The sequence below is a fragment of the Bradyrhizobium sp. JR3.5 genome (assembly GCF_054057015.1).
Genome location: NZ_JBSRYV010000002.1, coordinates 3,405,855 through 3,428,154, shown reverse-complemented (window position 1 = coordinate 3,428,154; position 22,300 = coordinate 3,405,855). Strand labels below are relative to the sequence as shown.

Genomic DNA, 22,300 nt, shown 5'->3' with positions numbered 1-22,300 from the left:
TAACCACCGTTGCTCGTTGTTGCACCGAGCTGTGGCCATAGTCTGTTCCAACAACATCGATCGGTGGTTATGGGTCCCGGGTCGCGCGGAGCCTGTCATCCGGCGGCGCTTCGCGCCGACCCGTTGGCTTGCCCGGGACGACAGTAGCTATGCCGCCGCCTCGATCTCCACCACGATCTTCCCCGTCGTCACCTGCTCGCCCTCGGCAACGTCGATCGACGACACCGTGCCCGCGACACCCGCCGTATGCACGTGCTCCATCTTCATCGCCTCCAGCGTCAGCACCGGTTGGCCGGCCGCGACCTTGTCGCCGGCCTTCACCAGCACCGCGACGACCCGGCCGTTCATCGCCGCACGGACCTTGCCGTCGCCACCGGCGGCCGCAGCGCTCTCCGGCGGCGCGAGCGTCAGATCGCGCGCTACCAGAGTGACGCCACGATGCAGGATATGGAGCCGATCGCCGTCGCGCAGGAACCTGGCCTGCTCCATCAAACCATCGTGGTGGAAACGGATGTTGTCCTGATCGAGTTCGTCGATCTCGAAGCTGAAGCGATCGCCGTTGCGAGCCGCGCGGTAGCTGCCGTCGCGCTCGCGGACAATCTCGATCTCCTGCACGCCGTGACCGAGATCGATCCGCAAGCCGAGCGGGAATGTCGCCGACAGCGAGCGGCCGCGCTGCCATGGCGGCGCGTGCGGATTGGTGACATAGAGCAGCAGCGCCGCGAGCGCGAGGTCGCTGCCGCGATCGGGCCGGGGACGCCAGCAGGGTATCGCGGTTGTTGCCGATGAAGGCCGTGGTCGCCTCGCCCTTGGCAAAGACCGGATGACGCAGGCAGTCGATCAGGAAACCCTGATTGGTGGTGACGCCGAAGGCCGTGACCTGCTCCAGCGCGCAGATCAGCTTGCCGCGCGATTCATCACGGATTGCGCCGTGGCTGATCACCTTGGCGATCATCGAATCGTAGAACGACGGAATCTCCGAGCCGGACTGCAATGCGTGCTCGACGCGGATGCCTTCAGGCACCTGCCACCGCGCCATCGTGCCGGATTGCGGCATGAAATCATGCCCGGCATCCTCCGAGCAGAGCCGCACCTCGATGGCATGACCGGAGAAGGTGATGTCCTCCTGCCTCAGGCCGAGCCGCTCGCCGCTGGCGACGCGGAGCTGCAACTCGACCAGATCGAGCCCGGTGATCGCCTCGGTGACGGGATGCTCGACCTGCAGCCGCGTGTTCATCTCCATGAAGTAGAAATTGCCAGTGCGATCGAGCAGGAATTCCAGCGTGCCGGCCCCCTCGTAGCCGATCGCCTTGACCGCCTGGACTGCGACCGCGCCCATCCGCGCGCGCAGCTCCGGCGTCACCGCCGGCGACGGTGCCTCCTCGATCAGCTTCTGGTGCCTGCGCTGCACCGAGCAATCGCGCTCGCCGAGATGGACGGCGTTGCCATAGCGATCGCCGAATACCTGGATCTCGATGTGGCGGGGATCGACGATCGCGCGCTCGAGGATGACGGTGGGATCGCCGAACGCGCCCTGCGCCTCCGACCGCGCGCTGCGCAACGCATCCGGAAACGCCGCAGCATCCGCGACCAGCCGCATGCCGCGGCCGCCGCCACCGGCGACCGCCTTGATCATGACCGGAAAACCAATTGCCTTGGCTTCCGCCAGCATCACGGCGTCGCTCTGGTCGGCGCCCTGATAGCCGGGCACGCAGGGCACGCCAGCCTTCTGCATGATCTCCTTGGCGCCGGCCTTGTTGCCCATCGTCAGGATCGCCTCCGGCGACGGGCCGATAAACACCAGCCCCGCATCGCGGCAGGCCTGCGCAAAGTCCTCGTTCTCGGCGAGGAAGCCGTAGCCGGGATGCACGGCGCCGGCGCCACTCGCCTTGGCCGCTGCGATGATCTCGTCGATCTTCAGATAGGATTGCGCGGGCAGCGCCTCGCCGATCCGCACCGCCTGATCGGCTTCGCGCACATGCAGTGCGTCGCGGTCGGCGTCGGAGTAGACCGCGACGACGCCGTAGCCGAGCCGCCGCGCCGTGCGCATGATGCGCAGCGCGATCTCGCCGCGGTTGGCGATCAGGATCTTGAAGAACGGTGTCCGCTTCACGATTGTCCCGCTCATGGCCGCGCCACCGAGAACTGCATCCGCTGCGGGCTGCGCGCCTCGGCCTCGCGGCAGATCGCCAGCACCTCGGCGAGCACCGTCCGCGTATCGCGCGGATCGATCACGCCGTCATCGAGCACGCGGGCGCTGGTAGAGAACACGTCCATCTGGCCATCGAACACACCGGTGATCTGTGCCTTCATCGCCTCCAGCTTCTCCTTCTCGATCGGCTTGCCGCGCCGCGCAGCGGCGGCTTCAGTCACGATCGCCATGGTTTCGGCAGCCTGCTCGCCGCCCATCACGGCGGTCTTGGCGTTCGGCCAAGAGAAGCAGAAGCGTGGATGGAAGCCGCGGCCGCACATGCCGTAATTGCCGGCGCCGAACGAGGCGCCGCAATACAGCGTGATCTGCGGCACCGTCGCCGAGGTCACGGCCTGGATCATCTTCGAGCCGTGCTTGATCATGCCGGCCTCTTCATAGGCGCGGCCGACCATGTAGCCGGTGGTGTTGTTCATGTAGAGGATCGGCGTGCGCGACTGGCAGCAGGCCTGGATGAAATGCGTCGCCTTGTTGGCGCCGGGCACATCGAGCGGCCCGTTGTTGGTGATGATGCCGATCGCTTGGCCCTCGATACGGGCATGGCCGCAGACCGTCGCCGGACCGTAATTGGCGCCGAACTCGGTGAAATCGGAATCGTCAATGAAGCGCGCGATCGCCTGGCGCATATCGACGGGACGCTTGTGGTCCATCGGCATGATGCCGAGCAACTCCTCCGCGTCATAGCGCGGCGGCTTGAATGCGGCCAGCTCCGGCGCCGGCCGGTCCCACGGCAGTTTGGCCATGATGTCGCGCGCGATGCGGAGCGCATCGCGATCGTCCTCGGCGAGATAATCGCCAAGGCCGGAGATCTGGGTGTGCATCTCGGCGCCGCCGAGTTCCTCCTCGGTCGCGATCTCGCCGGTGGCGGCCTTGAGCAGAGGCGGCCCGGCGAGGAACGCGCGGGTACGGCCGCGCACCATCACGATGTAATCGGAGAGGCCTGTCTGGTAGGCGCCGCCCGCGGTCGAGGAACCATGGGTGACGGTGACAACGGGAAGCCCCGTCGCAGACAGCCGCGCCAGATTGCGGAAGATGTTGCCGCCGCGGACGAAGTCCTCGACCCGGTAGCGCAGCAGATTGGCGCCGGCGCTCTCGACCAGCTGCACATAGGGCAGCTTGTTCTCCAGCGCGAGCTCCTGCACCCGCAGCGTCTTGTCGAGGCCGTAGGGTTGCAGCGCGCCGGCGTCGATGCCGGCGTCATTGGCGCTAACCATGCAGCGGATGCCGGAGACGAAGCCGATGCCGGCGACCAGGCCGCCACCGGGCACGCTCTTGTCCGAATCCGCCACATCGAACATGTAGCCGGCGAGCGTCGAGAGTTCGAGGAACGGCGAGCCGGGATCGAGCACCAGCGCGACGCGCTCGCGCGGCAGCAGCTGGCCGCGCTTGTGAAAGCGGTCCTTGGCCGCGGCGGATGCGGCGCGCGTCCGCTCTTCCAGCCCCCGCATCCGGGCGATCAGCGCCAGCATGCCGTCGCGATTGCTGTGGAACGCGGCGCTGCCGGTGGAAATGGTGTTCTCTATGATGGCCACTAGGCGCGCTCCACAAAATGCCCGCTGTACTGCTGGCGTAGCTCGACCTTGCGCAGCTTGCCGGTCGCGGTCATCGGCATCTCGTCGAGGATACGCACCAGCTTCGGCACCTGGAAGCCGCCGAGATGCTTTCTGCAATGCGCCTCGATGCCGGCCTCGTCGGCCATCGCGCCGGGCTTCAGCTTGACGAAGGCTGAGACCGCCTCGCCCCATTGCGGGTGCGGCAGGCCCACCACCGCGGCATTCTGCACGGCGGGGTGCGCCAGCAGCGTCTCCTCGATCTTGACGGAAGCGACGTTCTCGCCGCCCGACTTGATCATGTCCTTCTTGCGATCGAGGAACAGCACCTCGCCGTTGGCGTCGATCAGGGCAAGATCGCCGGTATGGTGCCAACCGAACTTGCGCGCCTCCTCGGTCGACTTCGGGTCCTTGTAATAGCCCATCATCACGTTGGGTCCGCGATGCACCAGCTCGCCGATCTCGCCACGCGGCAACAGGTTGCCGTTGTCGTCCATGATCGCGGTCTCGTTGACGATCAGCGACTCGCCCCAGTAATTGCCGAAGCGGTCGAGCTGTACCTCGGGCCTCGACATCGTCGTCGCCGGGTACATTTCGGTCTGGCCGCTGGTCAGCACGAAGTTCGGGCACATATCCGCCATCGCGCGTTCGAGCAGCGGCTTGCCCATCGGCGCCATGGTGTAGATGCAGCAGCGCAGGCCCGACAGATCATATTCGCGCCGGCGCGGATGATCGAGGATCGCCTGGTACATCAGCGACAGGCCGACGAACACGGTGAGCCTATCACGAACGATCGCCTCCATGCAGACGACCGGATCGAAGCCGCGCATCAGCGCCATGCGGCCGCCGACCGAGAGATAGCTCAGCAGCAGCACGTGGCCGGCGCAGTGGAACAACGGAAACTGCCCGGTGATCCCGTCGTCGCGCGAAAGCTGCATCTCGATGCTGTTGCTCATCACGGCCATGACCACGGCGAGGTGGCAATGCATCGCCCCCTTCGGCCGCGAGGTCGTGCCCGAGGTATAGATGACCATCGCGAGATCGCGGTCGTTGATCTCGATGTCAGGCTCGATATCGGATTGCCCCTCGAGGAGACCATTAAACTCCTGCAAGCCGGTCTTGCCGGCATTGCCGGTCAGGTCGACCGCGATCATCTCCACGCCGCGCGCTTCCAGCGCGGCGCGCCGGTCTGCCTGGGCATGAAGATTGTCGTCGATGACGGCAAAGCGCACCTCGGCATGGCCGAGGATGTAGTCCATGTCCGACGGCCCAAGCATGGTGTTGATCGGCACCCAGACGAGGCCGGCGCGATGGATGCCGAACAGCGCTTTGACGAATTCGACAGAGTTGTTGCAGATCGTCGAGATCTTCTCACCCGGCTTCAACCCGCGCTGCACCAGATGATTGGCGAAGCGATTGGCGTCGCGCTCGAGCTCGGTGAAGGTGACCTGCCGGCCGCCATCGGTCAGCGCGACGCGATCCGGGAATCGCCGTGCGGCGCGCTTGAGGAGATCGCCGATCGCGACCCGTCCGATGCGGCCCGGCCCGGTGACGCCGCCGGTTGCTGCGAGATTGTCCATATGTTTCCTCCTGCATCGTCATTGCGAGGAGCGAAGCGACGAAGCAATCCACTCTATCTTCGAGTGGCAAGATGGATTGCTTCGCTTCGCTCGCAATGACGGCCGGGTTGACGTCAGTGCCTGACCCCAAAAATCTGCCGCGCTTCCGCAGGACTCGCGATGTCGCGGCCGGCACGGCGTGCACAGGCGGCGAGTCCTTCGACGAGCTGCCCGTTCGACGTCACCTTGGTGCCGTCGCCGAGATAGAACGTGTCCTCCAGGCCGCTGCGCAGATGACCACCGAGGTCGGCGGCGCGCTGGTGCAGCGGCCAGATCTCGGCGCGGCCGATCGCGGTGACCTGCCAATGCGCTTCCGGCACTTTCAGCTTCAAGAGGATCGGCAACAGCTCCGGATCGGCCGGCATCCCCGAGGCGACGCCCATCACGAAATTGTACTCGAGCGGGCCGGAATACATGCCGGTCTGCCGGTACATGCCGACGCAGCGCACGATGCCGACATCGAAGCACTCGAATTCGGGGATGGTGCCGGCCACCTTCATCACGTCGAGATAATCCTGCACTTTCTCGACCGCGTTATCGAACATCATCGGCGGCCAGGCCCAGGTGTTGTCGGCCTTGACCTTCAGATAGTTCAGCGAGCCGGCATTGCAGGCCGCGATCTCGGGTTTTGTCTCGCGCACGCAGTCGAGCGCGCCCTGGTAGTTCGGACCCGAGGTGCCGGTGGTGTGGTTGATGATCACACCGGGGCAGGCCTCACGAATCGCCTGCTGGATTTCCTTGCTGACGCCGACCTCCCACGACGGCAGGTGCCCCTTGTTCGGCTCCTGCTGGCGTAGATGGATGTGCATGATGCTGGCGCCGGCGTTGAACGCGGCCCTGGCCTCGCGCGCCATCTCTTCCGGCGTCACCGGAACATTGTGCTGTTTCGGGTCGGTAAGCACGCCGTTCAGCGCGCAGGTGATGACGGCCTTGTCGCTCATGGGTCTCTCGTCCGGGTTGCAGCGCACCTGCGCGGCTGATTTTCCCATGATGAGAAATTTGTCTGTGCGCCATCTTGCGTTGACTGGCTAAGTGGATGCGCTCACGACGGAATCCGCCGTCAGCCGGTTAACACAAGACGCGACGCCCGTGCGGCGCGTAGAGTCGCTGTAAGCAGAAGCGGCGCAACAAGCCGGCATCACGGGGAGAACGTCATGGTCTCGATCAACCGGCGCAGATGGCTCACCGGCGCCGCAGGCGCGGGGCTTGCCGCGGTCGCGGGCCTCAAGCCCTCACTTGCCGAAGATACGCTCGGCGTCACCGCGACCGAGATCAGGATCGGCAGCACCACCTCGCTCAGCGGCCCGGTGTCCGCGCTCGGCGTGCAGGCGCGCTGCCAGGAAGCTTATTTCAAGATGCTGAACGAGCAGGGCGGCATCGCCGGCCGGCAGATCAAATACATCTACTACGACGATGCGTTCAATCCGGCAAAGACCGTCGAGCAGGTGCGCCGCCTGATCGAGAGCGACAATGTCGCCTTCCTGTTCAACATGCTCGGCACCGCGCCGAACTCGTCGGTCGTCAAGTACATCAACGCCGCCAAGGTGCCGCATCTGTTCCTGTCGGTGAACGGCGACAAATGGGGCGACTACAAGACCTATCCCTGGACCATGGGCTTTGCGCCGAGCGCGCGCACCGAAGCGCAGGTATTCGTCAAATATGCGCTGAGCCAGAACAAGAACGCGAAGTTCGCGGTTCTCTACCAGAACGACGATCTCGGCAAGGATTTCGTCGCCGGCACCAAGGATGTGCTGGGTGAGCGGTTCGCGACGTCGGCCGTGGTGGCCTCGCACGAGGTCACCGATCCGACGATCGATTCCCAGATCGTCGCGCTGCGCGGCGCCAATCCCGACGTGCTGATCTCGGGCACGACGGCGAAATTCTGCGCGCAGTCGATCCGCAAGATCTACGAGCTCGGCTGGAAGCCGATGCATTTCATTGCGAGCGGCGCGGCCTCGATCTCCTCGACCATTGCGCCCGTCGGTCTCGACAAGTCGCAAGGCACGATCTCGTCGGCCTATGTGAAGGACGTCGCCGACCCGGCCTGGGCCAACGACCCCGGCGTCAAGGATTTCCTCGCCTTCATGGCGAGGTACTTCCCCGATGGCAATCCGAAGGAGGGCTACAGCCTCTATGCCTACACGGTGGCGCAGGTGCTGAAGATCGTGCTCGAGCAGTGCAAGGGCAATTTCACCCGCGACAACATCATGGCGCAGGCCAACAATCTCAGGGATGTCGAAGTGCCGACGCTGTTGCCCGGTATCCGCGTCAACACCAGCCCGACCAATCACCACCCGCTGCAGCAGCTTCAACTGCAACGGATCGAAGGGCCTGGCTGGCTGCGGTTCGGCGAGGTGATCCAGGGCGCGAATTTGTAGCGGAGGAGAATCCCAACTGTCGTCCCGGGCAAGCGAAGCGCGACCCGGGACCCATATGTGGACGGCCCCCGTGGCACAAGAGCTTTCTGGGATTGATCGGATCGCTTGCATCCATATGTCCGGCCTGTTGAGTGCGATCGAATGGATCGCTGGCCAAGATGGTTTGCGCGATGCGAGTTCCAAACAACCACGCGACCTGTTGACGGCCGATGGGTCCCACGGATTGTCTCGCATCGTTGCTCGATCGATCGCTCCATCTGCTCTTGCAGCTCCGGGTCGGCTGACGAGCGAGCCCGCCAGCCGGCCAATCTGTTAAGCGGTACCCGTCGTCGCGGCATTCAGCCGTGCGGCGTCATAACTCTCACCCGTCACCATCAGCTTCCAGACGATGCGCGCCACCTTGTTGGCGAGCGCTACGGCCGCAAGCTTCGGCGGCTTACGCTTGATCAGCGCCAGCAGCCAGCGCGAGTGATGACCGCGCCCCCGCCTGGCCTGCTGGATCACCGCCGTGGCCCCGACGACCAGCAGACGGCGCAGGTCCTCATCGCCCGCCCGGGTAATCTTGCCGAGCCTGGTCTTGCCTGCGGTGGAATGGTCCTTGGGTGTCAATCCCAGCCAAGCCGCAAAGTGACGACCGGAGCGGAACGCGCCCGGATCAGGTGTCTTCATCACCAGCATCGTTGCAATGATCGGACCGACCGAGGGGATCTGAGCCAGGCGCCGGCCCGTGGCATCGCCGCGGTGCCAGGCCATCAGCCTGGCCTCAACCACCTCCAACTCGCCCTCGAGCCTGACGCACTCCCGGCCCAGCACGACAAACAGCTCGCGCGCCAGAGCGGGAAGCGTCTCGTCCTGCGCGATCCGCGCCAGCAGTGGTTCGATCGCCTCCAGTCCCTTGGGCGCGATCAGGCCATACTCCGCCGCATGGCCGCGGATCGTGTTGGTCAATTGGGTGCGCCGGGCGATCAGTCCGTCGCGGACCCCCATCAGCATCAGCGCAGCCTGCTGCTCGGCCGTCTTCACCGGCACAAAGCGCATGCTCGGCCGGCTCATCGCCTCACACAGGCCTTCTGCATCACGCCCGTCATTCTTGTTCCGCATCACGTAGGGCTTCACCAATTGCGGCGCCATCAGCTTCACCTCATGGCCCAGCCTGGAAAGCTCGCGCGCCCAATATTGCGACGCCCCGCAGGCCTCCATCCCGATCACCGTCGGCGGCAATTTGGCGAAGAACTCCAGCACGAGTTTGCGCGAAAGCTTCTTGCGTAAGACCGGCTGCTCGGACGCATCAACCCCATGCAGCACAAAAATATGCTTCGACGTATCCATCCCAATACGGATAATCTCTCTCACGGACGGTCTCCTTGTCTGAGATTTACAACAACCTCATTCTGGCACACTGATGCCGTAGGGGGCCGTCCACACCATCAACCACGTATGGTGGTTATTTGAGTCCGCTGGAGCGACAGCCGTCTAAACTACTGAGATCGGTGATTATGGGTCCCGGCGTTCGCCGGGACGACAGCGGGGGCTAAGTCAACACCCGCTCGCTTGCCGCCTGCCCGGTGCGATAGATCGCGAGATCCCGCGAGCCGGAGAAGATCGCGCGCGGCTTCAAGCCATAGAAGCGGCGGATCGAGTGGCTGAAATGCGTGCTATCGGGATAGCCGATATCCTGCGCGAGATGCGCGAGATTGATGTCCTGGTTGGCGAAATGCAGCAGATGCCGCGCGCGCTTCCAGGCGCGGAAGGAGCGGAACGAGATTCCGGTCTCCTCCTTGAACAGATGCAGGAAGCGCGAGGGCGATAGCCCGGCCTCGGTGGCGCAGCCGGCCGCGGTCACCGGCTCGCCGGAGAACTGCCCGATGCGGCCGATCGCGCGCACGACCCGCGGATCGAGCACACGCTGCGGCAGCGCGTCGCCGAAGCACATGGTGTCGAACTCGGCATTCGCGATCGCGTCGCGATGCTGCATCTCGGCAAGCGTCGCATAGGCGTTGCGAATCCGGTTCGCGAACAAGTGAGAGTCGGGTCCTTGCAGGCGGCGGGCGACGGCTTCGAGCGTGCCATCAGGCACGCTCTCCGGCTCGATCGCAACGCAGATCGCGGATCGATATTCGCTGGTGATGGTGTGGCGCAGGTTCGGCATCGTCACCGCGAGCTCGCCGTGGGATTCGCGGCCTTCGCTGGTCGACAGATGCAAGCCGTCGCGGATCGCGACATAGACATGGAATGCGCCGGGACAGCGTTCGCGCGGGCGGCCGAGCAGCCCCGCATAGAACACCCGTTCCGGCGTGATCAACATCCGGTGGCCGGACTGCTGGCCGGACTTTTGGCACTTCGCGTCCACGATCGCGTCCATGGCGGTTCCTCCTCGCGCGGCTCTTTGGGCCGCTGCGGCGGAGCTACCATAGCGCAAATTCGCAAAAGCGATACGTCGTCATTCCGGGGCGATGCGACGCAGCGAACCCCAATGCGCAATTGCGGGATCTCTAGGTTCCCCAATGCGCAATTGAGTATTGGGGTTCAATGCTGTGCATTGCTCCGGCACGACGGGGAAGTTACGGCCGCGCTCGCGGCGCAACGTTCTGTTCCTGCCCGGCTTTTTGCTCCGACGCCACCGCGCGCTTGTAGCCTTCGCGCTGCTGCAGCCGCGCCCAATAGGCCGCGACATTCGGCCCGAAATCCTTGGCGAGGCCGATATTGGTGGCGAGCCGGAGCGCATAGCCGTTGGCGATGTCGGCCGCGGTGAAGCGTTCCGCGCAGAGGAATTCAGAATTCGCAGCGGCGGCCTCCACCGCGCGCAGGCGGCCCAGGAACCATTTTGCATAATCGCCCGAGACCTGCGGGTTGCGCCGCTCCTCCGGCTCGAGCTGGCTGTAGCGAAGCACCAGTGTCTGCGGAAAGGTCAGTGTCGCATCGGAAAAATACATCCAGTTCAGGAACGCGCCATAGGCCGGCTCGTCGGGACCTACGATCAGCGGCGTCGGGCCGTACTTGGTGCCGAGGTAGTGGCAGATGCCCGAGGACTCCGTCATCTTCGTCTCGCCATCGACCATGAACGGAATGGTGCCGAGCGGATTGATACCGAGATATTCCTTGGCGAATACGCGCGGCGGGAACGGCAACATCTTCAGCTCATAGGGCAGCCCGAGCTCCTCCAGCATCCACAGCGGACGGAACGAGCGCGCGGCATCGCAGTGATAGAGCGTGATCATCAGGCGTTTCCCATGTTCTTGATCGCCGCCACCATGGAGCGCCGGCGCAGTGACTGCAACAATGTCGTGCGCGGTGCATTCATCGCGCACGCTTCTCCTTCAGGCATTGCCGTATTTGCGCAGCTCGAGCCGCGCGATCTGGTTGCGATGGACCTCGTCCGGACCGTCGGCGAGACGCAGCAGCCGGGCCGTCGCATAGGCTGCGGCAAGCCCGAAGTCGTTGCTGGTACCGCCGCCGCCATGCGCCTGGATCGCCCAGTCGATGACCTGGCAGGCCATGTTGGGGACCGCGACCTTGATCATGGCGATCTCGGCCTTGGCCACCCTGTTGCCTACCGTGTCCATCATGTGGGCCGCGTTGAGCGTCAAGAGCCGCGCCTGCTCGATCATGATGCGCGATTCCGCGATCCGCTCTTGCGTAACCGTCTGCTCCGCGACCGGCTTGCCGAACGCGACCCGGCTCCTGGTCCTGACGCACATCTTCTCCAGCGTGCGTTCGGCAAGCCCGATCAGCCGCATGCAGTGATGAATGCGGCCCGGGCCGAGCCGCCCCTGCGCGATCTCGAAACCGCGGCCCTCGCCGAGCAGCATGTTGCTTGCGGGCACCCGCACATTGGTGAACACGACCTCCGAGGCACGGTCCGGCACGCCGTAGAAGCCGAACACCGGAAGCGGCCGCAGCACCTCGATCCCGTGCGTATCCATCGGCACCAGGATCATCGACTGCTGGCGATGCCGGTCCGGATTGTGCGGATCGGTCTTGCCCATGAAGATGCAGATCTTGCAGCGCGGATCGGTGGCATTGGTGGTGTACCATTTGCGGCCATTAATGACGTAGTCATCGCCGTCGCGCACGATCGAGCTCTCGATATTGGTCGCGTCGCTGGAAGCGACGGCCGGCTCGGTCATCGCGAAGCAGGACCGTATCTCGCCCGCGAGCAGCGGCTTCAGCCATCGCTCCTGATGCTCCCTGGTGCCGTAACGCGCCAGCACCTCCATGTTGCCGGTATCCGGCGCCGAGCAATTGAAGAGCTCCGGCGCAAGATGCGATCGGCCCATGATCTCGCACAGCGGCGCATATTCGAGATTGGAGAGACCTGCGCCGTGCTCGCTCTCGGGCAGGAACAGATTCCACAGCCCCTCGTCCCTGGCTTTCGGTTTCAGCTCCTCAACGACAGGATAGACCTTCCACGGGCCGAGCTCTTCCGCCTCGCGGTAGAACCGGGCCTCGTTCGGATAGACATGGCGATCCATGAACGACTGAAGGCGATGCTTCAGCTCCACGACTTTCTGGCTCTCCTGATAGAGCATATCGGCCTCCATCCCTGCGGTCGTACCGGCGGCGCGTGCGATCCGCCGGACGGCTTCGCGCTAGTTCTTCTTCATCTCGGGCAGCGTGCCCATCATCTTGCACAACACCATCAGCATCACCTCGTCGGCGCCGCCGCCGATCGAGGTCAGGCGGCTGTCGCGATAGGCGCGGCTGACCGGCGTCTCGTTGGTAAAACCCATGCCGCCCCAATATTGCAGGCAGGCGTCGGTGAGCTCGCGGCCGAGCCGGCCGGCCTTCAATTTCGCCATAGTCGCAAGCCGCGTCACGTCTTCGCCCGCGACCAGCGCCTCGCCAGCACGATAGATCAGCGAGCGCAGCAGCTCGACCTCGGTCTGCATCTCCGCGAGCTTGAAGTGCACCACCTGGTTGTCGAGGATCGAGCCGCCGAACGCCTTGCGGTTGCGGGTGTAGTCGATGGTCTCGTTGATGATGAATTCATGCGCCTTCAGGCAGGCGGCCGCGCCCCACAGCCGCTCCTCCTGGAACTGGATCATCTGGTAGGTGAAGCCCTGACCCTCCTCGCCGATCCGGTTGCGCTTCGGCACCCGGACATTGTCGAAGAAGATCTGCGCGGTGTCGGAGGAGCGCATGCCGAGCTTGTCGAGCTTGCGCGCGACCTGCACGCCCTTGGTTTTCATCGGCACGCAAATCAGCGACTTGTTGCGATGGACCTGGCCGTCGCTGGTGTTGGCGAGCAGGCAGATCCAGTCGGCCTGTGTGCCGTTGGTGATCCACATCTTGCCGCCATTGATGACGTAGTCGTCGCCGTCGGAGCGCGCATTGGTCTTGATCGAGGCGACGTCGGAACCGGCGCCGGGCTCGGAGACGCCGATGCAGGCGACCTGGTCGCCTGCAATCGCAGGCACCAGGAATTCGCGCCGCACCTCGTCGGAGCCGAACCGCGCCAGCGCGGGCGTTGCCATGTCGGTCTGCACCCCGATCGCCATCGGCACGCCGCCGCAGGTAATGGCCCCGAGTTCCTCGGCCATCATCAGCGCGTAGGAATAATCCAGCCCCTGGCCGCCGAATTCGACCGGCTTGTTGAGGCCGAGGAATCCGAGATTGCCGAGCTTCTTGAACAGCTCATGCGCCGGGAAGATGTCGGCCTTCTCCCATTCATCGACATGGGGATTGATCTCGGCCGCGATGAATTTTTGTAGAGCGCGGCGCGGTTCGTCGTGATCGGCGGTGAAGAGCATGTTTCCTTGATCCTCGTCACTCCGGGGCGATGCGAAGCATCGAACCCGGAATCCATTTCACATCAAATTTGCCGCTCGATGGATTCCGGGCTCGCGCTGCGCGCGCCCTCAGGTGCGCAATTGCGCACCGGGGAATGACGGAGCAAATTCATCACAACCCCATCTGCCGTGACGCGAGATCCTTCATGATCTCCTCGGTGCCGCCGCCGATGGCGTTGACCTTGACCTCGCGATAGATGCGCTCGACCTTGATGCCGCGCATGAAGCCGGCGCCGCCGAAGATCTGCACCGCCTCGGAGGCGCAATGCGCCATGGTCTGCGTGGCCTGGTTCTTCATCATGCAGATCTCGGCGACCGGGCTTTCGCCCTGGCCGAGCCGCCACGCCAGCATTTCCAGCATCGCCTGCGAGGCCGCGACCTTCTGCGCCATGTCGACGATCTTGTGCCTGATCACCTGGTGCTGGGCGATCGGCTTGCCGAACGTCTTGCGCTCCTTGGCATAGGCGACCGCCTCGTCGAGGCAGACGCGCGCATAGGCGGTGCAGCCCGCCGCCATGCCCATGCGCTCGCTGTTGAAGTTCTGCATGATGATCTTGAAGCCCTGGCCTTCCTCGCCGATCAGGTTCTCGACCGGCACGCGGCATTCGTCGAAATGAAGTGTCGCGGTATCAGACGCCCACCAGCCCATCTTCTTCAGCTTGGTGCGGGAGAGGCCCGGCGTATCGCCTTCGATCAAGAGCAGGCTGACGCCGCCCGGACCCTCGCCGCCGGTGCGCACCGCGACCGTCAGATAGTCGGCGCGCATGCCCGAGGTGATGAAGGTCTTCTCGCCAGAGACGATATAATGGTCGCCGTCGCGCCGTGCCTTGGTCCGCAAATTCGCGACATCGGAGCCGCCGCTCGGCTCGGTGATCGCCAGCGCGGAGATCTTCTTGCCCGCAAGCACCTCCGGCAGCACCCGCGCCTTGACCTCCGGGCGGGCGGCGCGGGCGATCGGCGGCGAGCCGATGGTGTGGCTCATCAGGCTCGCGGAGACGCCGCCGGCGCCGGCGCGCGCCAGCTCCTGCGAGGCCACGATCTTCATGAACTGGTCGGCGGCGATCCCGCCATATTCTTCCGGGAAACCGAGGCCGAGCAGCCCGATTTCGGACGCCTTGGCATAGAGCGCGCGGGGAAACTCGCCCTCCTCGTCCCATTGATGGGCATAAGGCTCGATTTCCTTGGCCACAAAGCGCCGCATCACCTCGCGAAAGGCCTCATGCTCGCTGGTGTAGAACGGGTTTGCCATCCGCGTGCTCCGTTGATTCCCGCCTCCGACGATGTCCGGATTTTTCTCTGTTCACTTGCGTCGAGTGGCTGTCGGCTGGACCGGCCTTCCATCTGGCCACCCGCCAGCCACTAAACGCAAGACAGTATCCCGATACGCCCCCTCCACTGCCAATTCATGGCATCAATCGAGCCAGGAACAGGCGGCGCAAGACTGCCGTTCCAGAGGAGGGACATTTGCCGGTTCGTTATTACGACTGGATCGCGCATCATCGCCGGCGCACGCCGGACAAGATGGCGCTCGTCGATCTCGCAAGCGGTCGCCGCTTCAGCTATGCGGAACTCGACGCCCGCGTGTCGCGGCTCGCGGGCTATCTGCGCGACGAGCTCAAGGTCGCCAGCGGCGACCGGGTCGCGGTGCTGGCGCTGAACACGACGGATACGCTGGAGGTTCAGTTCGCCTGCTTCCGGATCGGCGGCGGTCTTCCTGCCGCTCAACACCCGCCTCACCGTTCCCGAGCTGCGCTACATCACCGGCGACGCCGCGCCCAAGGTGATGATCCATGACGACGACCTCGCCGAGACCGCGCTTGCGGTCGCCAAGCTCTGCGATGTCGCTTCGACCGTGCGGCTCGGCCCCGGCGGTGCCTATGAGGCCGGCATCGCGGCGGCGAAACCGCTCGAACGGTTCGAGGAGGTCACGCTCGATGACATCTCGACCATCATGTACACCTCGGGCACCACGGGCCAACCGAAGGGCGCGATCATAACGCATGGGATGACGTTCTGGAATTGCGTCAATCTCGGCGGCCCCGCTTACATCTCGCCGGCCTCGGTGCTGCTGACGGTGCTGCCGCTGTTCCACACCGGCGGCCTGAATTGTTACACCAACCCGGTACTGCATGCCGGCGGCACGGTGCTGATCATGCGCGCGTTCGATCCCGGCGAGGCGCTGAAGCTGATCAGCGATCCCTTGCAGGGCATCAACGTGTTCTTCGGCGTGCCCGCGATCTATCAGTTCATGGCGCAGCATCCGGCCTTCGCATCAGTGGATTTCAGCCGCCTGATGATCGGCGGGGTCGGCGGCGCACCGATGCCGGTGCCGCTGCTCAAGACCTGGGAGGCGCGCGGCGTCGCGCTGCAACAGGGCTACGGCATGACCGAGACCTCGCCCGCGGTGATGGTGCTCGACCGCGAGGATGCCGCGCGCAAGGCCGGCTCGTCCGGCAAGCCGGTGCTGCATACCGAGGTTCGGATCGTGCGGCCCGACGGCAGCGATGCCGCGGTCGGCGAACTCGGCGAACTCTGGGTCAAGGGCCCGAACATTACGCCGGGCTACTGGAACCGGCCGGACGCCAACGCCTCCTCCTTCACCGACGGCTGGCTGCACACCGGCGACGCCACGCGGATCGACGAGGAAGGCTTCTACTATATCGTCGACCGCTGGAAGGACATGTACATCTCCGGCGGCGAGAACGTCTATCCGGCCGAGGTCGAAAGCGTGCTGCATCAATTGGCCGCCGTCGCCGAGGCCGCCGTCATCGGCATCCCGAACGAGCAATGGGGCGAGGTCGGGATGGCCGTGATCGCCGTGAAGCCGGGCCACACGCTGACGCCGGCCGAGATCCACGCGCATTGCCAGGCCAATCTGGCGCGGTTCAAGTGCCCGCGCCTGATCGAATTCATCGATGCCCTGCCGCGGAATGCGACAGGCAAGATTCATAAGCCGACGCTGCGGCAGCAATTCAGCCAGCCGAAGCCGACCGATACTGCCGCATGAGCCTGGGGACGCGTCTCGCGTCTCCCTGGCCATGTCGAGAGAAGTGTTGCCCACAACCGTCTGCCGGGACCGGCTGCGGGTTCGTTGCGTAAGTCCCCAACCAGAATCAATCGAGGAAATTGCCTTTATGAAAACCACAAAATTGTCGCTGCTGGCCGCCGCCGCCGCGCTCTGCCTGCTCTCAACCCAGGCCGCCTTTGCACAAAAGAAGTATGACACCGGCGCCTCCGACACCGAGATCAAGATCGGCAATGTCGAGGCCTATAGCGGTCCTGCCTCAGCCTACGGCGTCATCGGCAAGACCGAGGAAGCCTATTTCAAGATGATCAACGATCAGGGCGGCATCAACGGCCGCAAGATCAACTGGATCTCCTATGACGACGGCTACTCGCCGCCGAAGACCGTGGAGCAGATCCGCAAGCTGATCGAGAGCGACGAGGTCTTCCTGGTGTTCAACGCGCTGGGCACGCCGACCCAGACCGCGGTGCAGAAGTATCACAACGCCAAGAAGGTGCCGCAGCTCTTCCTCGCCACCGGCGCCAGCAAGTGGAACGATCCGAAGGATTTCCCGTGGACGATGGGCTTCCAGCCGAGCTACCGCGTCGAGGCGCGGATCTTCGGCAAGTACATCCTCAAGGCCAAGCCGGATGCCAAGGTCGTGATCTTCTATGCCAATGACGATTTCGGCAAGGACTACCTGGTCGGCCTCAAGGAGGTGCTCGACAAAACGAGCGTCAAGATCGTCGTCGAGGAAAGCTACGAGACCACCGAGCCCTCGATCGATTCCCACATCGTCAAGCTGAAAGACACCGGCGCCGACGTGTTCGTCAACATCTCGACGCCGAAATTCGCCGCACAGGCGATCAAGAAGATCGCCGAGCTTGGCTGGAAGCCGATGCATGTGATGACCGACGTCTCGATCTCGATCGGCGCGGTCATGAAGCCCGCCGGCCTCGAAGCGTCCGAAGGCGTGCTGTCGGCCGGGTACCTCAAGGACGCGTCCGATCCGCAGTGGAAGAACGACGAGGGCATGAAGAAGTTCATGGCGTTCGCCGAGAAGTACATGCCGGGCGCCAACCTGTCCGACGCCAATCTGGTCTATGGCTACGCAGCGGCGCAGACCATGGTGCAGGTGCTGAAGCAGGCCGGCGACAACCTGACGCGTGAGAACGTGATGAAGCAGGCCGCCAGCCTGAAGGACTTCACGCCCGACACGCTGATTCCTGGCATCCGGATCAACACCAGTGCGACCGACTTCGCCCCGGTCGAGCAGCTCAAGATGATGCAGTTCAAGAACGGACAGTGGGAGCTGTTCGGCGACATCATCAGCGCCGAGACCGGCGGCTAGCGCCACGCGCGCCGCGACCAAACATCAGCCATCGCGAAGCCGCCCAATCGGGCGGCTTCGTTGTTCTTGCGGAGTGCTTTGTATGAAGCGAGAGGCCAGATTGAACCAGCCGGTGGCACACCACTCTCTCACCGTCACCCTGAGGAGCGCGCTCTTGCGCGCATCTCGAAGGGTCGACGGCTCCGATGGTGGCCGTGCATCCTTCGAGGCTCGCTCCGCTCGCACCTCAGGATGACGGGGCTAGCATCGGAGTGTACCGACGACGTCCTTGTTGCCGCGTAACCTGCGACTATCCCGGCAAAAAGATCGCGAACGGCTCGTCGATCGTGCGGCGCAGATGCTCGCGATAGAGGGCGTAGTTCGCATCGTCGGCCGACACCCGGCCGAGGCTCGGCTTCGACACGTTCTTCACCGGCAGGAATGCGATCGGCGCGGCGACCGGCGTCAGCAGCGAGCCGCGGCCGGCGAGCAGCGTGGTGATGATGCCGTACATTTCACCGGAATTGCGCGGGCGCGAGACCGTGATCACGCGGTGCTGGCCATGCCGGTTGGTCACGAGATAGACGAAGCCTGATTCATTGGGCACCGCCACCTCGCCATACTGGGTGTAATCGGCATCCTGCCGCTCGCCCTCTCGAAAGCCGAGCGATGACGCCGCATCGTCCCAGGCGATCTCCGTCCGATAGGCGTAGACCGCGCCCTGCTCGCCGAACGACGGGCGCACCGTGATGTAAGTCCCTTCGATCCGCGCCACCGAGCGGCGCGAATAGGATCCGAGGCTGTCGGGCGCGATCCCGCCATTGGCAGGCGCGGCCACCGTGATCGTCTCCGGCAGCTTACGCAAGGACACGCCGAGCGCCTGCTCGAGCCGCACAGTGGTCGCGAGCGTGAACGGGCGGCGGCCGCCGAGCACCTTCTCCAGCGTCGACAGGCTGAGCTTCGCCTGCTCGGCCAGCGTCTGCCGCGAGATGCGGCGGCGCGCGATTTCCTCGCGGATGGTCTCCGCGACCTGCTGGCTCTGCTCGGCGGAAAGCTGCTTGGCCGGCGTCGGCATCGTGGTCCTGCGCTGATTCCCCATCAATCTGTGCAGTCTAGCAGACCGGACAATCCATCACAAAACCGCACAAACCCGCCTCGGCCGGCGGCGGGCCGCGCCGGGCGGCGGCCAATCATTGCCGATCATTCTGCTCGCGCCAAAACCGCCGTTCTCCATGATCGCGAGGCAGCGAAAGTCTCGCTCAGGAGTGACGAAAATGACGATTTACGATGCATGTGAGAGCGGCCCGCAGATCCGGCTGTCGCGCCGGATGCGCATTGTGCTGTTCTTCCTGGTGGAAGGTGTCGCCGCGCTGGCGATCGGCTTCGCGGCGCTGTTCGTGAGCTTTGATCCGGTGTGGTCAGCCGAGTTGCCGCAACAGGCGGTACCGCGGCCGAGCGAGGCGCGCTCCGGCTCGCTGCTGTTCAAGACCGACGACGGCTATGCCGACGCAACCAGGCTCGGCATCGATGTCGACCTCACCGTGTCGGGTCCGACCGTCCGTGCCCGCGTCACGCAGATCTTCCGCAATCCGACCAAGGACTGGGTGGAAGCGACCTATGTCTATCCGCTGCCGGCCGGCGGCGCGGTCGACACGCTGAAGATGGTGGTCGGCGACCGCATCGTGGTCGGCGACATCAAGGAGCGGCAGCAGGCCCGCGCGATCTACGAACAGGCCAAACACAATGGCCAGAAGGCCGCGCTCACCGAGCAGGAGCGGCCGAACATCTTCACCAACTCGGTTGCCAATATCGGCCCAGGTGAAACCGTGCTGGTGCAGATCGAGTATCAGGAGCCGGTGCAGCAGAACGGCAACGAATTCTCGCTGCGGGTGCCGATGGTGGTCGGACCGCGCTACAATCCGCGCCCGGTGGTGCAGAGCGTCGACCTCCGCGCCGACGGCAGCGGCTGGGGCGCCACCACGACCGATCCGGTGCCGGACCGCGATCGCATCACCTCCGAAGTGCTCGATCCCGCGACGAATGCTCCGGTCAACCCAACCAACATCACCGTTCACCTCAACGCAGGCTTCGCGCTCGGCGAGGTGAAGAGCCATTTCCACCAGGTCAGGATCGAGAGCCCCGACAGCACCACGCGCGTCGTCAAGCTCGCCGAAGGCCCGGTGCCGGCCGACCGCGATTTCGAGCTGAGCTGGAAGCCGGCCGCCGGGAAGGCGCCGTCGGTCGGCCTGTTCCGCGAGCATGTCGGCAATTCCGACTATCTGCTGGCCTTCGTCACCCCGCCATCGGTCGAGCAGGCGCAACAGAAGCCCCTGCCGCGCGAAGTGATCTTCGTGATCGACAATTCCGGCTCGATGGGCGGCACCTCGATCATCCAGGCCAAGGCGAGCCTCATCTACGCGCTCGGCCGCTTGCAGCCGACCGATCGCTTTAACGTGATCCGCTTCGACGACACCATGGACACGCTGTTCCCGGCACCGGTTACGGCCAACAGCGCCAATATCGGCAACGCGACGTCGTTCGTCAGCGCGTTGCAGGCGCGCGGCGGCACCGAGATGGTGCCGGCAATGCGCGCGGCGCTCTCCGACACCAATCATGATGACGCCGACCATGTCCGCCAGGTCGTGTTCCTGACCGACGGCGCCATCGGCAATGAGCAGCAATTGTTCGAAACCATCAGCGCGCTGCGCGGCCGCTCACGCGTCTTCATGGTCGGAATCGGCTCAGCGCCGAACACCTACCTGATGACGCGCGCCGCCGAGCTCGGCCGCGGCACCTTCACCCATATCGGCTCGGTCGAGCAGGTCGACGAGCGGATGCGCGACCTGTTCGCCAAGCTGGAGAATCCCGCGGTGACGAACCTCGCCGCAAAGTTCTCCGATGCAACGGCCGACTTGACGCCGTCCGCACTCCCCGACGTCTATGGCGACGAGCCGCTGGTGCTGGCCGCGAAGCTCGACAAGCTTGCTGGCTCGGTCGAGATCAAGGGCCGCATCGGCGACCGTCCGTGGAGCGTGACACTGCCGCTCGCGAATGCGGCCGAAGGCAAGGGCCTCTCCAAGCTGTGGGCACGCCGCAAGATCGCGGATGCCGAGGTTGCGCGCACCACGCGGCAGATGAGCTCCGAGGACGCCGACAAGACCATCCTTGCGCTCGCGCTGGAGCATCAGCTCGTGACGCGGCTGACCAGCCTCGTTGCGGTCGACAAGACGCCGAGCCGTGCCGAAGGCGAGCCGCTGAAGCTTGCTGAACTGCCGCTCAACCTGCCCGCGGGCTGGGATTTCGCTAAAGTATTCGGTGAGCGTCCGCGCCTGCCGGCCGCACCGACCGAACGCCGCGCCGACGGCGGCGACGGCAAGGTGCAGCTCGCCGCGCTGAAGCGGTCACCGGTCGCGACACCAGGTCCCGGCACGATTCAGCTGCCGAAGACCGCGACCGATGCCGAACTGAAGATGATCGCGGGTGTGATCCTGCTCACGGTCAGCATTCTGCTTCTGGTGTTCAACCGGCGTCAGACGTCGTCCCACTGACGTCGGATGAAAGGAGGAGGTGCCCCCGACCTCCTCTTTCAAGAGCGCGCGCGGCCTTCTCACCCGTCCCCCATGGGCCGCGCGCGCCACTTCTCTCGCTAAGCGTCATTGCGAGGAGCGAAGCGACGACGCAATCCATGGCTCCCCATATGCCGCATGATGGATTGCTTTGCTTCGCTTCGCTCGCAATGACGGGAGCAAGATAGCAATGCGCCGCTTCATCCTCCCGCTCGCCTTCGCCCTCATCGGCCTGATCCTGTTCGGCCAGGGCGCCTATATCCACGCCAAGGCGCTGCTCGCGCAGCTGCTGCTGGAGCGCGCCTTCGCACAGAGCATCGCGACCGGACATCCGGTGAAGCCGTGGCGCTGGGCCGATACCTGGCCGGTCGCCCGGATCGAGGTGAAGCGCCTGCACGCGTCCGCAATTGCGCTTGCCGGCAGCAGCGGCCAGGCGCTGGCGTTCGGCCCCGGCCATGTCGAGCAGACCGTCGATGCCGGCGAGCCGGGCGTTGCGGTCTATTCCGCGCATCGCGACACCCATTTCCGCTTTCTGAAGGATGTCACAATCGGTGACGAGATCGACGTCACGAGAAGCGACGGCAAGATTTTTCGCTACCTCGCCGATCGCAGCGCGGTCGTGCTCTTCGACCAGTCCGGCATCGATCCGCTCACCAACCGGTATGAGCTGGTGCTGTCGACCTGCTGGCCATTCGACGCGCTGACATCGGGGCCCGAGCGCTATCTGCTGCACGCGACCATGATCGGCCCGGATTCGAACCCGTTCGAGACGGATTCGAGCCGACCCGAATCAGGTTCCTGATCGGCATCGATTTTGCGCCTGCCGGGATATTGCAAGCGATGCCCTGACTTGCA

At 64.7% G+C, this 22,300-nt stretch carries 14 protein-coding genes and 2 pseudogenes; 5 read left to right on the top strand and 11 right to left on the bottom strand.

The features are described 5' to 3' along the window. Positions 1–147 precede the first annotated feature (147 nt). The 4 genes and pseudogenes from ACVWW1_RS33280 to ACVWW1_RS33265 form a co-directional block, all read right to left on the bottom strand. Positions 148–2,128: pseudogene (locus tag ACVWW1_RS33280) on the bottom strand (acetyl/propionyl/methylcrotonyl-CoA carboxylase subunit alpha). Beyond that, the gene (locus tag ACVWW1_RS33275) at positions 2,125–3,741 is read right to left on the bottom strand and encodes an acyl-CoA carboxylase subunit beta (RefSeq protein WP_456658804.1); all 1,617 of its coding nucleotides are present in this window, start codon (positions 3,739–3,741) and stop codon (positions 2,125–2,127) included. The pseudogene ACVWW1_RS33280 and the gene ACVWW1_RS33275 overlap by 4 nt, the downstream one beginning before the upstream one ends. Further along, the gene (locus tag ACVWW1_RS33270) at positions 3,741–5,339 is read right to left on the bottom strand and encodes an AMP-binding protein (protein WP_456658803.1); all 1,599 of its coding nucleotides are present in this window, start codon (positions 5,337–5,339) and stop codon (positions 3,741–3,743) included. The genes ACVWW1_RS33275 and ACVWW1_RS33270 overlap by 1 nt, the downstream gene beginning before the upstream one ends. 113 nt (positions 5,340–5,452) lie before the next feature. Further along, the gene (locus ACVWW1_RS33265) at positions 5,453–6,319 is read right to left on the bottom strand and encodes a BKACE family enzyme (protein WP_176534166.1); all 867 of its coding nucleotides are present in this window, start codon (positions 6,317–6,319) and stop codon (positions 5,453–5,455) included. 213 nt (positions 6,320–6,532) lie between these two features. Here ACVWW1_RS33265 and ACVWW1_RS33260 point away from each other — a divergent pair, with 213 nt between their 5' ends. Beyond that, positions 6,533–7,756: an ABC transporter substrate-binding protein gene (locus ACVWW1_RS33260; RefSeq protein WP_456658802.1), complete on the top strand. Its 1,224-nt coding sequence runs from the start codon at positions 6,533–6,535 to the stop codon at positions 7,754–7,756. A gap of 312 nt (positions 7,757–8,068) precedes the next feature. On the opposite strand, the gene ACVWW1_RS33255 is transcribed toward ACVWW1_RS33260, so the two are convergent. From ACVWW1_RS33255 to ACVWW1_RS33230, 6 genes are all read right to left on the bottom strand, one after another. Then, positions 8,069–9,109, bottom strand: a complete 1,041-nt coding sequence (locus ACVWW1_RS33255; protein ID WP_456655417.1) for an IS110 family RNA-guided transposase — start codon at positions 9,107–9,109, stop codon at positions 8,069–8,071. Between the two features lie 178 nt (positions 9,110–9,287). After that, entirely contained in the window at positions 9,288–10,118 is an 831-nt protein-coding gene (locus ACVWW1_RS33250) for a helix-turn-helix domain-containing protein (RefSeq protein WP_456658801.1), read from the bottom strand. A gap of 199 nt (positions 10,119–10,317) precedes the next feature. Continuing rightward, a complete protein-coding gene (locus tag ACVWW1_RS33245) occupies positions 10,318–10,974 on the bottom strand; it encodes a glutathione S-transferase family protein (protein WP_456658800.1) in 657 nt (218 codons plus the stop codon). A 99-nt stretch (positions 10,975–11,073) separates the two neighbouring features. After that, on the bottom strand, positions 11,074–12,285 hold the full coding sequence (locus ACVWW1_RS33240; RefSeq protein ID WP_456658799.1) for an acyl-CoA dehydrogenase family protein: 1,212 nt from the start codon (positions 12,283–12,285) through the stop codon (positions 11,074–11,076). 60 nt (positions 12,286–12,345) lie between these two features. Next, positions 12,346–13,506 carry an acyl-CoA dehydrogenase family protein gene (locus ACVWW1_RS33235; RefSeq protein WP_456658798.1) on the bottom strand — a complete coding sequence of 387 codons (1,161 nt, stop codon included), beginning with the start codon at positions 13,504–13,506 and terminating at the stop codon, positions 12,346–12,348. A gap of 151 nt (positions 13,507–13,657) precedes the next feature. Next, complete coding sequence (locus ACVWW1_RS33230; protein WP_456658797.1) at positions 13,658–14,794, bottom strand: acyl-CoA dehydrogenase family protein; 1,137 nt, start codon at positions 14,792–14,794, stop codon at positions 13,658–13,660. Between the two features lie 215 nt (positions 14,795–15,009). Between ACVWW1_RS33230 and ACVWW1_RS33225 the strand changes: the two are divergent. Both ACVWW1_RS33225 and ACVWW1_RS33220 read left to right on the top strand, forming a co-directional pair. After that, positions 15,010–16,552 (top strand): annotated as a pseudogene (locus tag ACVWW1_RS33225) (acyl-CoA synthetase). Between the two features lie 127 nt (positions 16,553–16,679). Then, the gene (locus tag ACVWW1_RS33220) at positions 16,680–17,900 is read left to right on the top strand and encodes an ABC transporter substrate-binding protein (RefSeq protein WP_456658796.1); all 1,221 of its coding nucleotides are present in this window, start codon (positions 16,680–16,682) and stop codon (positions 17,898–17,900) included. A 289-nt stretch (positions 17,901–18,189) separates the two neighbouring features. On the opposite strand, the gene ACVWW1_RS33215 is transcribed toward ACVWW1_RS33220, so the two are convergent. Continuing rightward, the gene (locus ACVWW1_RS33215; RefSeq protein ID WP_456658795.1) at positions 18,190–18,954 is read right to left on the bottom strand and encodes a helix-turn-helix domain-containing protein; all 765 of its coding nucleotides are present in this window, start codon (positions 18,952–18,954) and stop codon (positions 18,190–18,192) included. A 253-nt stretch (positions 18,955–19,207) separates the two neighbouring features. Here ACVWW1_RS33215 and ACVWW1_RS33210 point away from each other — a divergent pair, with 253 nt between their 5' ends. Together ACVWW1_RS33210 and ACVWW1_RS33205 are read left to right on the top strand one after the other, a co-directional pair. Next, entirely contained in the window at positions 19,208–21,427 is a 2,220-nt protein-coding gene (locus tag ACVWW1_RS33210; protein ID WP_456660731.1) for a marine proteobacterial sortase target protein, read from the top strand. A 208-nt stretch (positions 21,428–21,635) separates the two neighbouring features. Further along, on the top strand, positions 21,636–22,247 hold the full coding sequence (locus ACVWW1_RS33205) for a class GN sortase (RefSeq protein WP_456658794.1): 612 nt from the start codon (positions 21,636–21,638) through the stop codon (positions 22,245–22,247). Positions 22,248–22,300: the final 53 nt, after the last annotated feature.

Coding starts and splice junctions, on each gene's coding strand:
- ACVWW1_RS33270 (WP_456658803.1), bottom strand. CDS start 5,339: ATGGACAATCTCGCAGCAACCGGCGGCGTCACCGGGCCGGGCCGCATC.
- ACVWW1_RS33265 (WP_176534166.1), bottom strand. CDS start 6,319: ATGAGCGACAAGGCCGTCATCACCTGCGCGCTGAACGGCGTGCTTACC.
- ACVWW1_RS33260 (WP_456658802.1), top strand. CDS start 6,533: ATGGTCTCGATCAACCGGCGCAGATGGCTCACCGGCGCCGCAGGCGCG.
- ACVWW1_RS33250 (WP_456658801.1), bottom strand. CDS start 10,118: ATGGACGCGATCGTGGACGCGAAGTGCCAAAAGTCCGGCCAGCAGTCC.
- ACVWW1_RS33245 (WP_456658800.1), bottom strand. CDS start 10,974: ATGATCACGCTCTATCACTGCGATGCCGCGCGCTCGTTCCGTCCGCTG.
- ACVWW1_RS33240 (WP_456658799.1), bottom strand. CDS start 12,285: ATGCTCTATCAGGAGAGCCAGAAAGTCGTGGAGCTGAAGCATCGCCTT.
- ACVWW1_RS33235 (WP_456658798.1), bottom strand. CDS start 13,506: ATGCTCTTCACCGCCGATCACGACGAACCGCGCCGCGCTCTACAAAAA.
- ACVWW1_RS33230 (WP_456658797.1), bottom strand. CDS start 14,794: ATGGCAAACCCGTTCTACACCAGCGAGCATGAGGCCTTTCGCGAGGTG.
- ACVWW1_RS33220 (WP_456658796.1), top strand. CDS start 16,680: ATGAAAACCACAAAATTGTCGCTGCTGGCCGCCGCCGCCGCGCTCTGC.
- ACVWW1_RS33215 (WP_456658795.1), bottom strand. CDS start 18,954: ATGCCGACGCCGGCCAAGCAGCTTTCCGCCGAGCAGAGCCAGCAGGTC.
- ACVWW1_RS33210 (WP_456660731.1), top strand. CDS start 19,208: ATGCGCATTGTGCTGTTCTTCCTGGTGGAAGGTGTCGCCGCGCTGGCG.
- ACVWW1_RS33205 (WP_456658794.1), top strand. CDS start 21,636: ATGCGCCGCTTCATCCTCCCGCTCGCCTTCGCCCTCATCGGCCTGATC.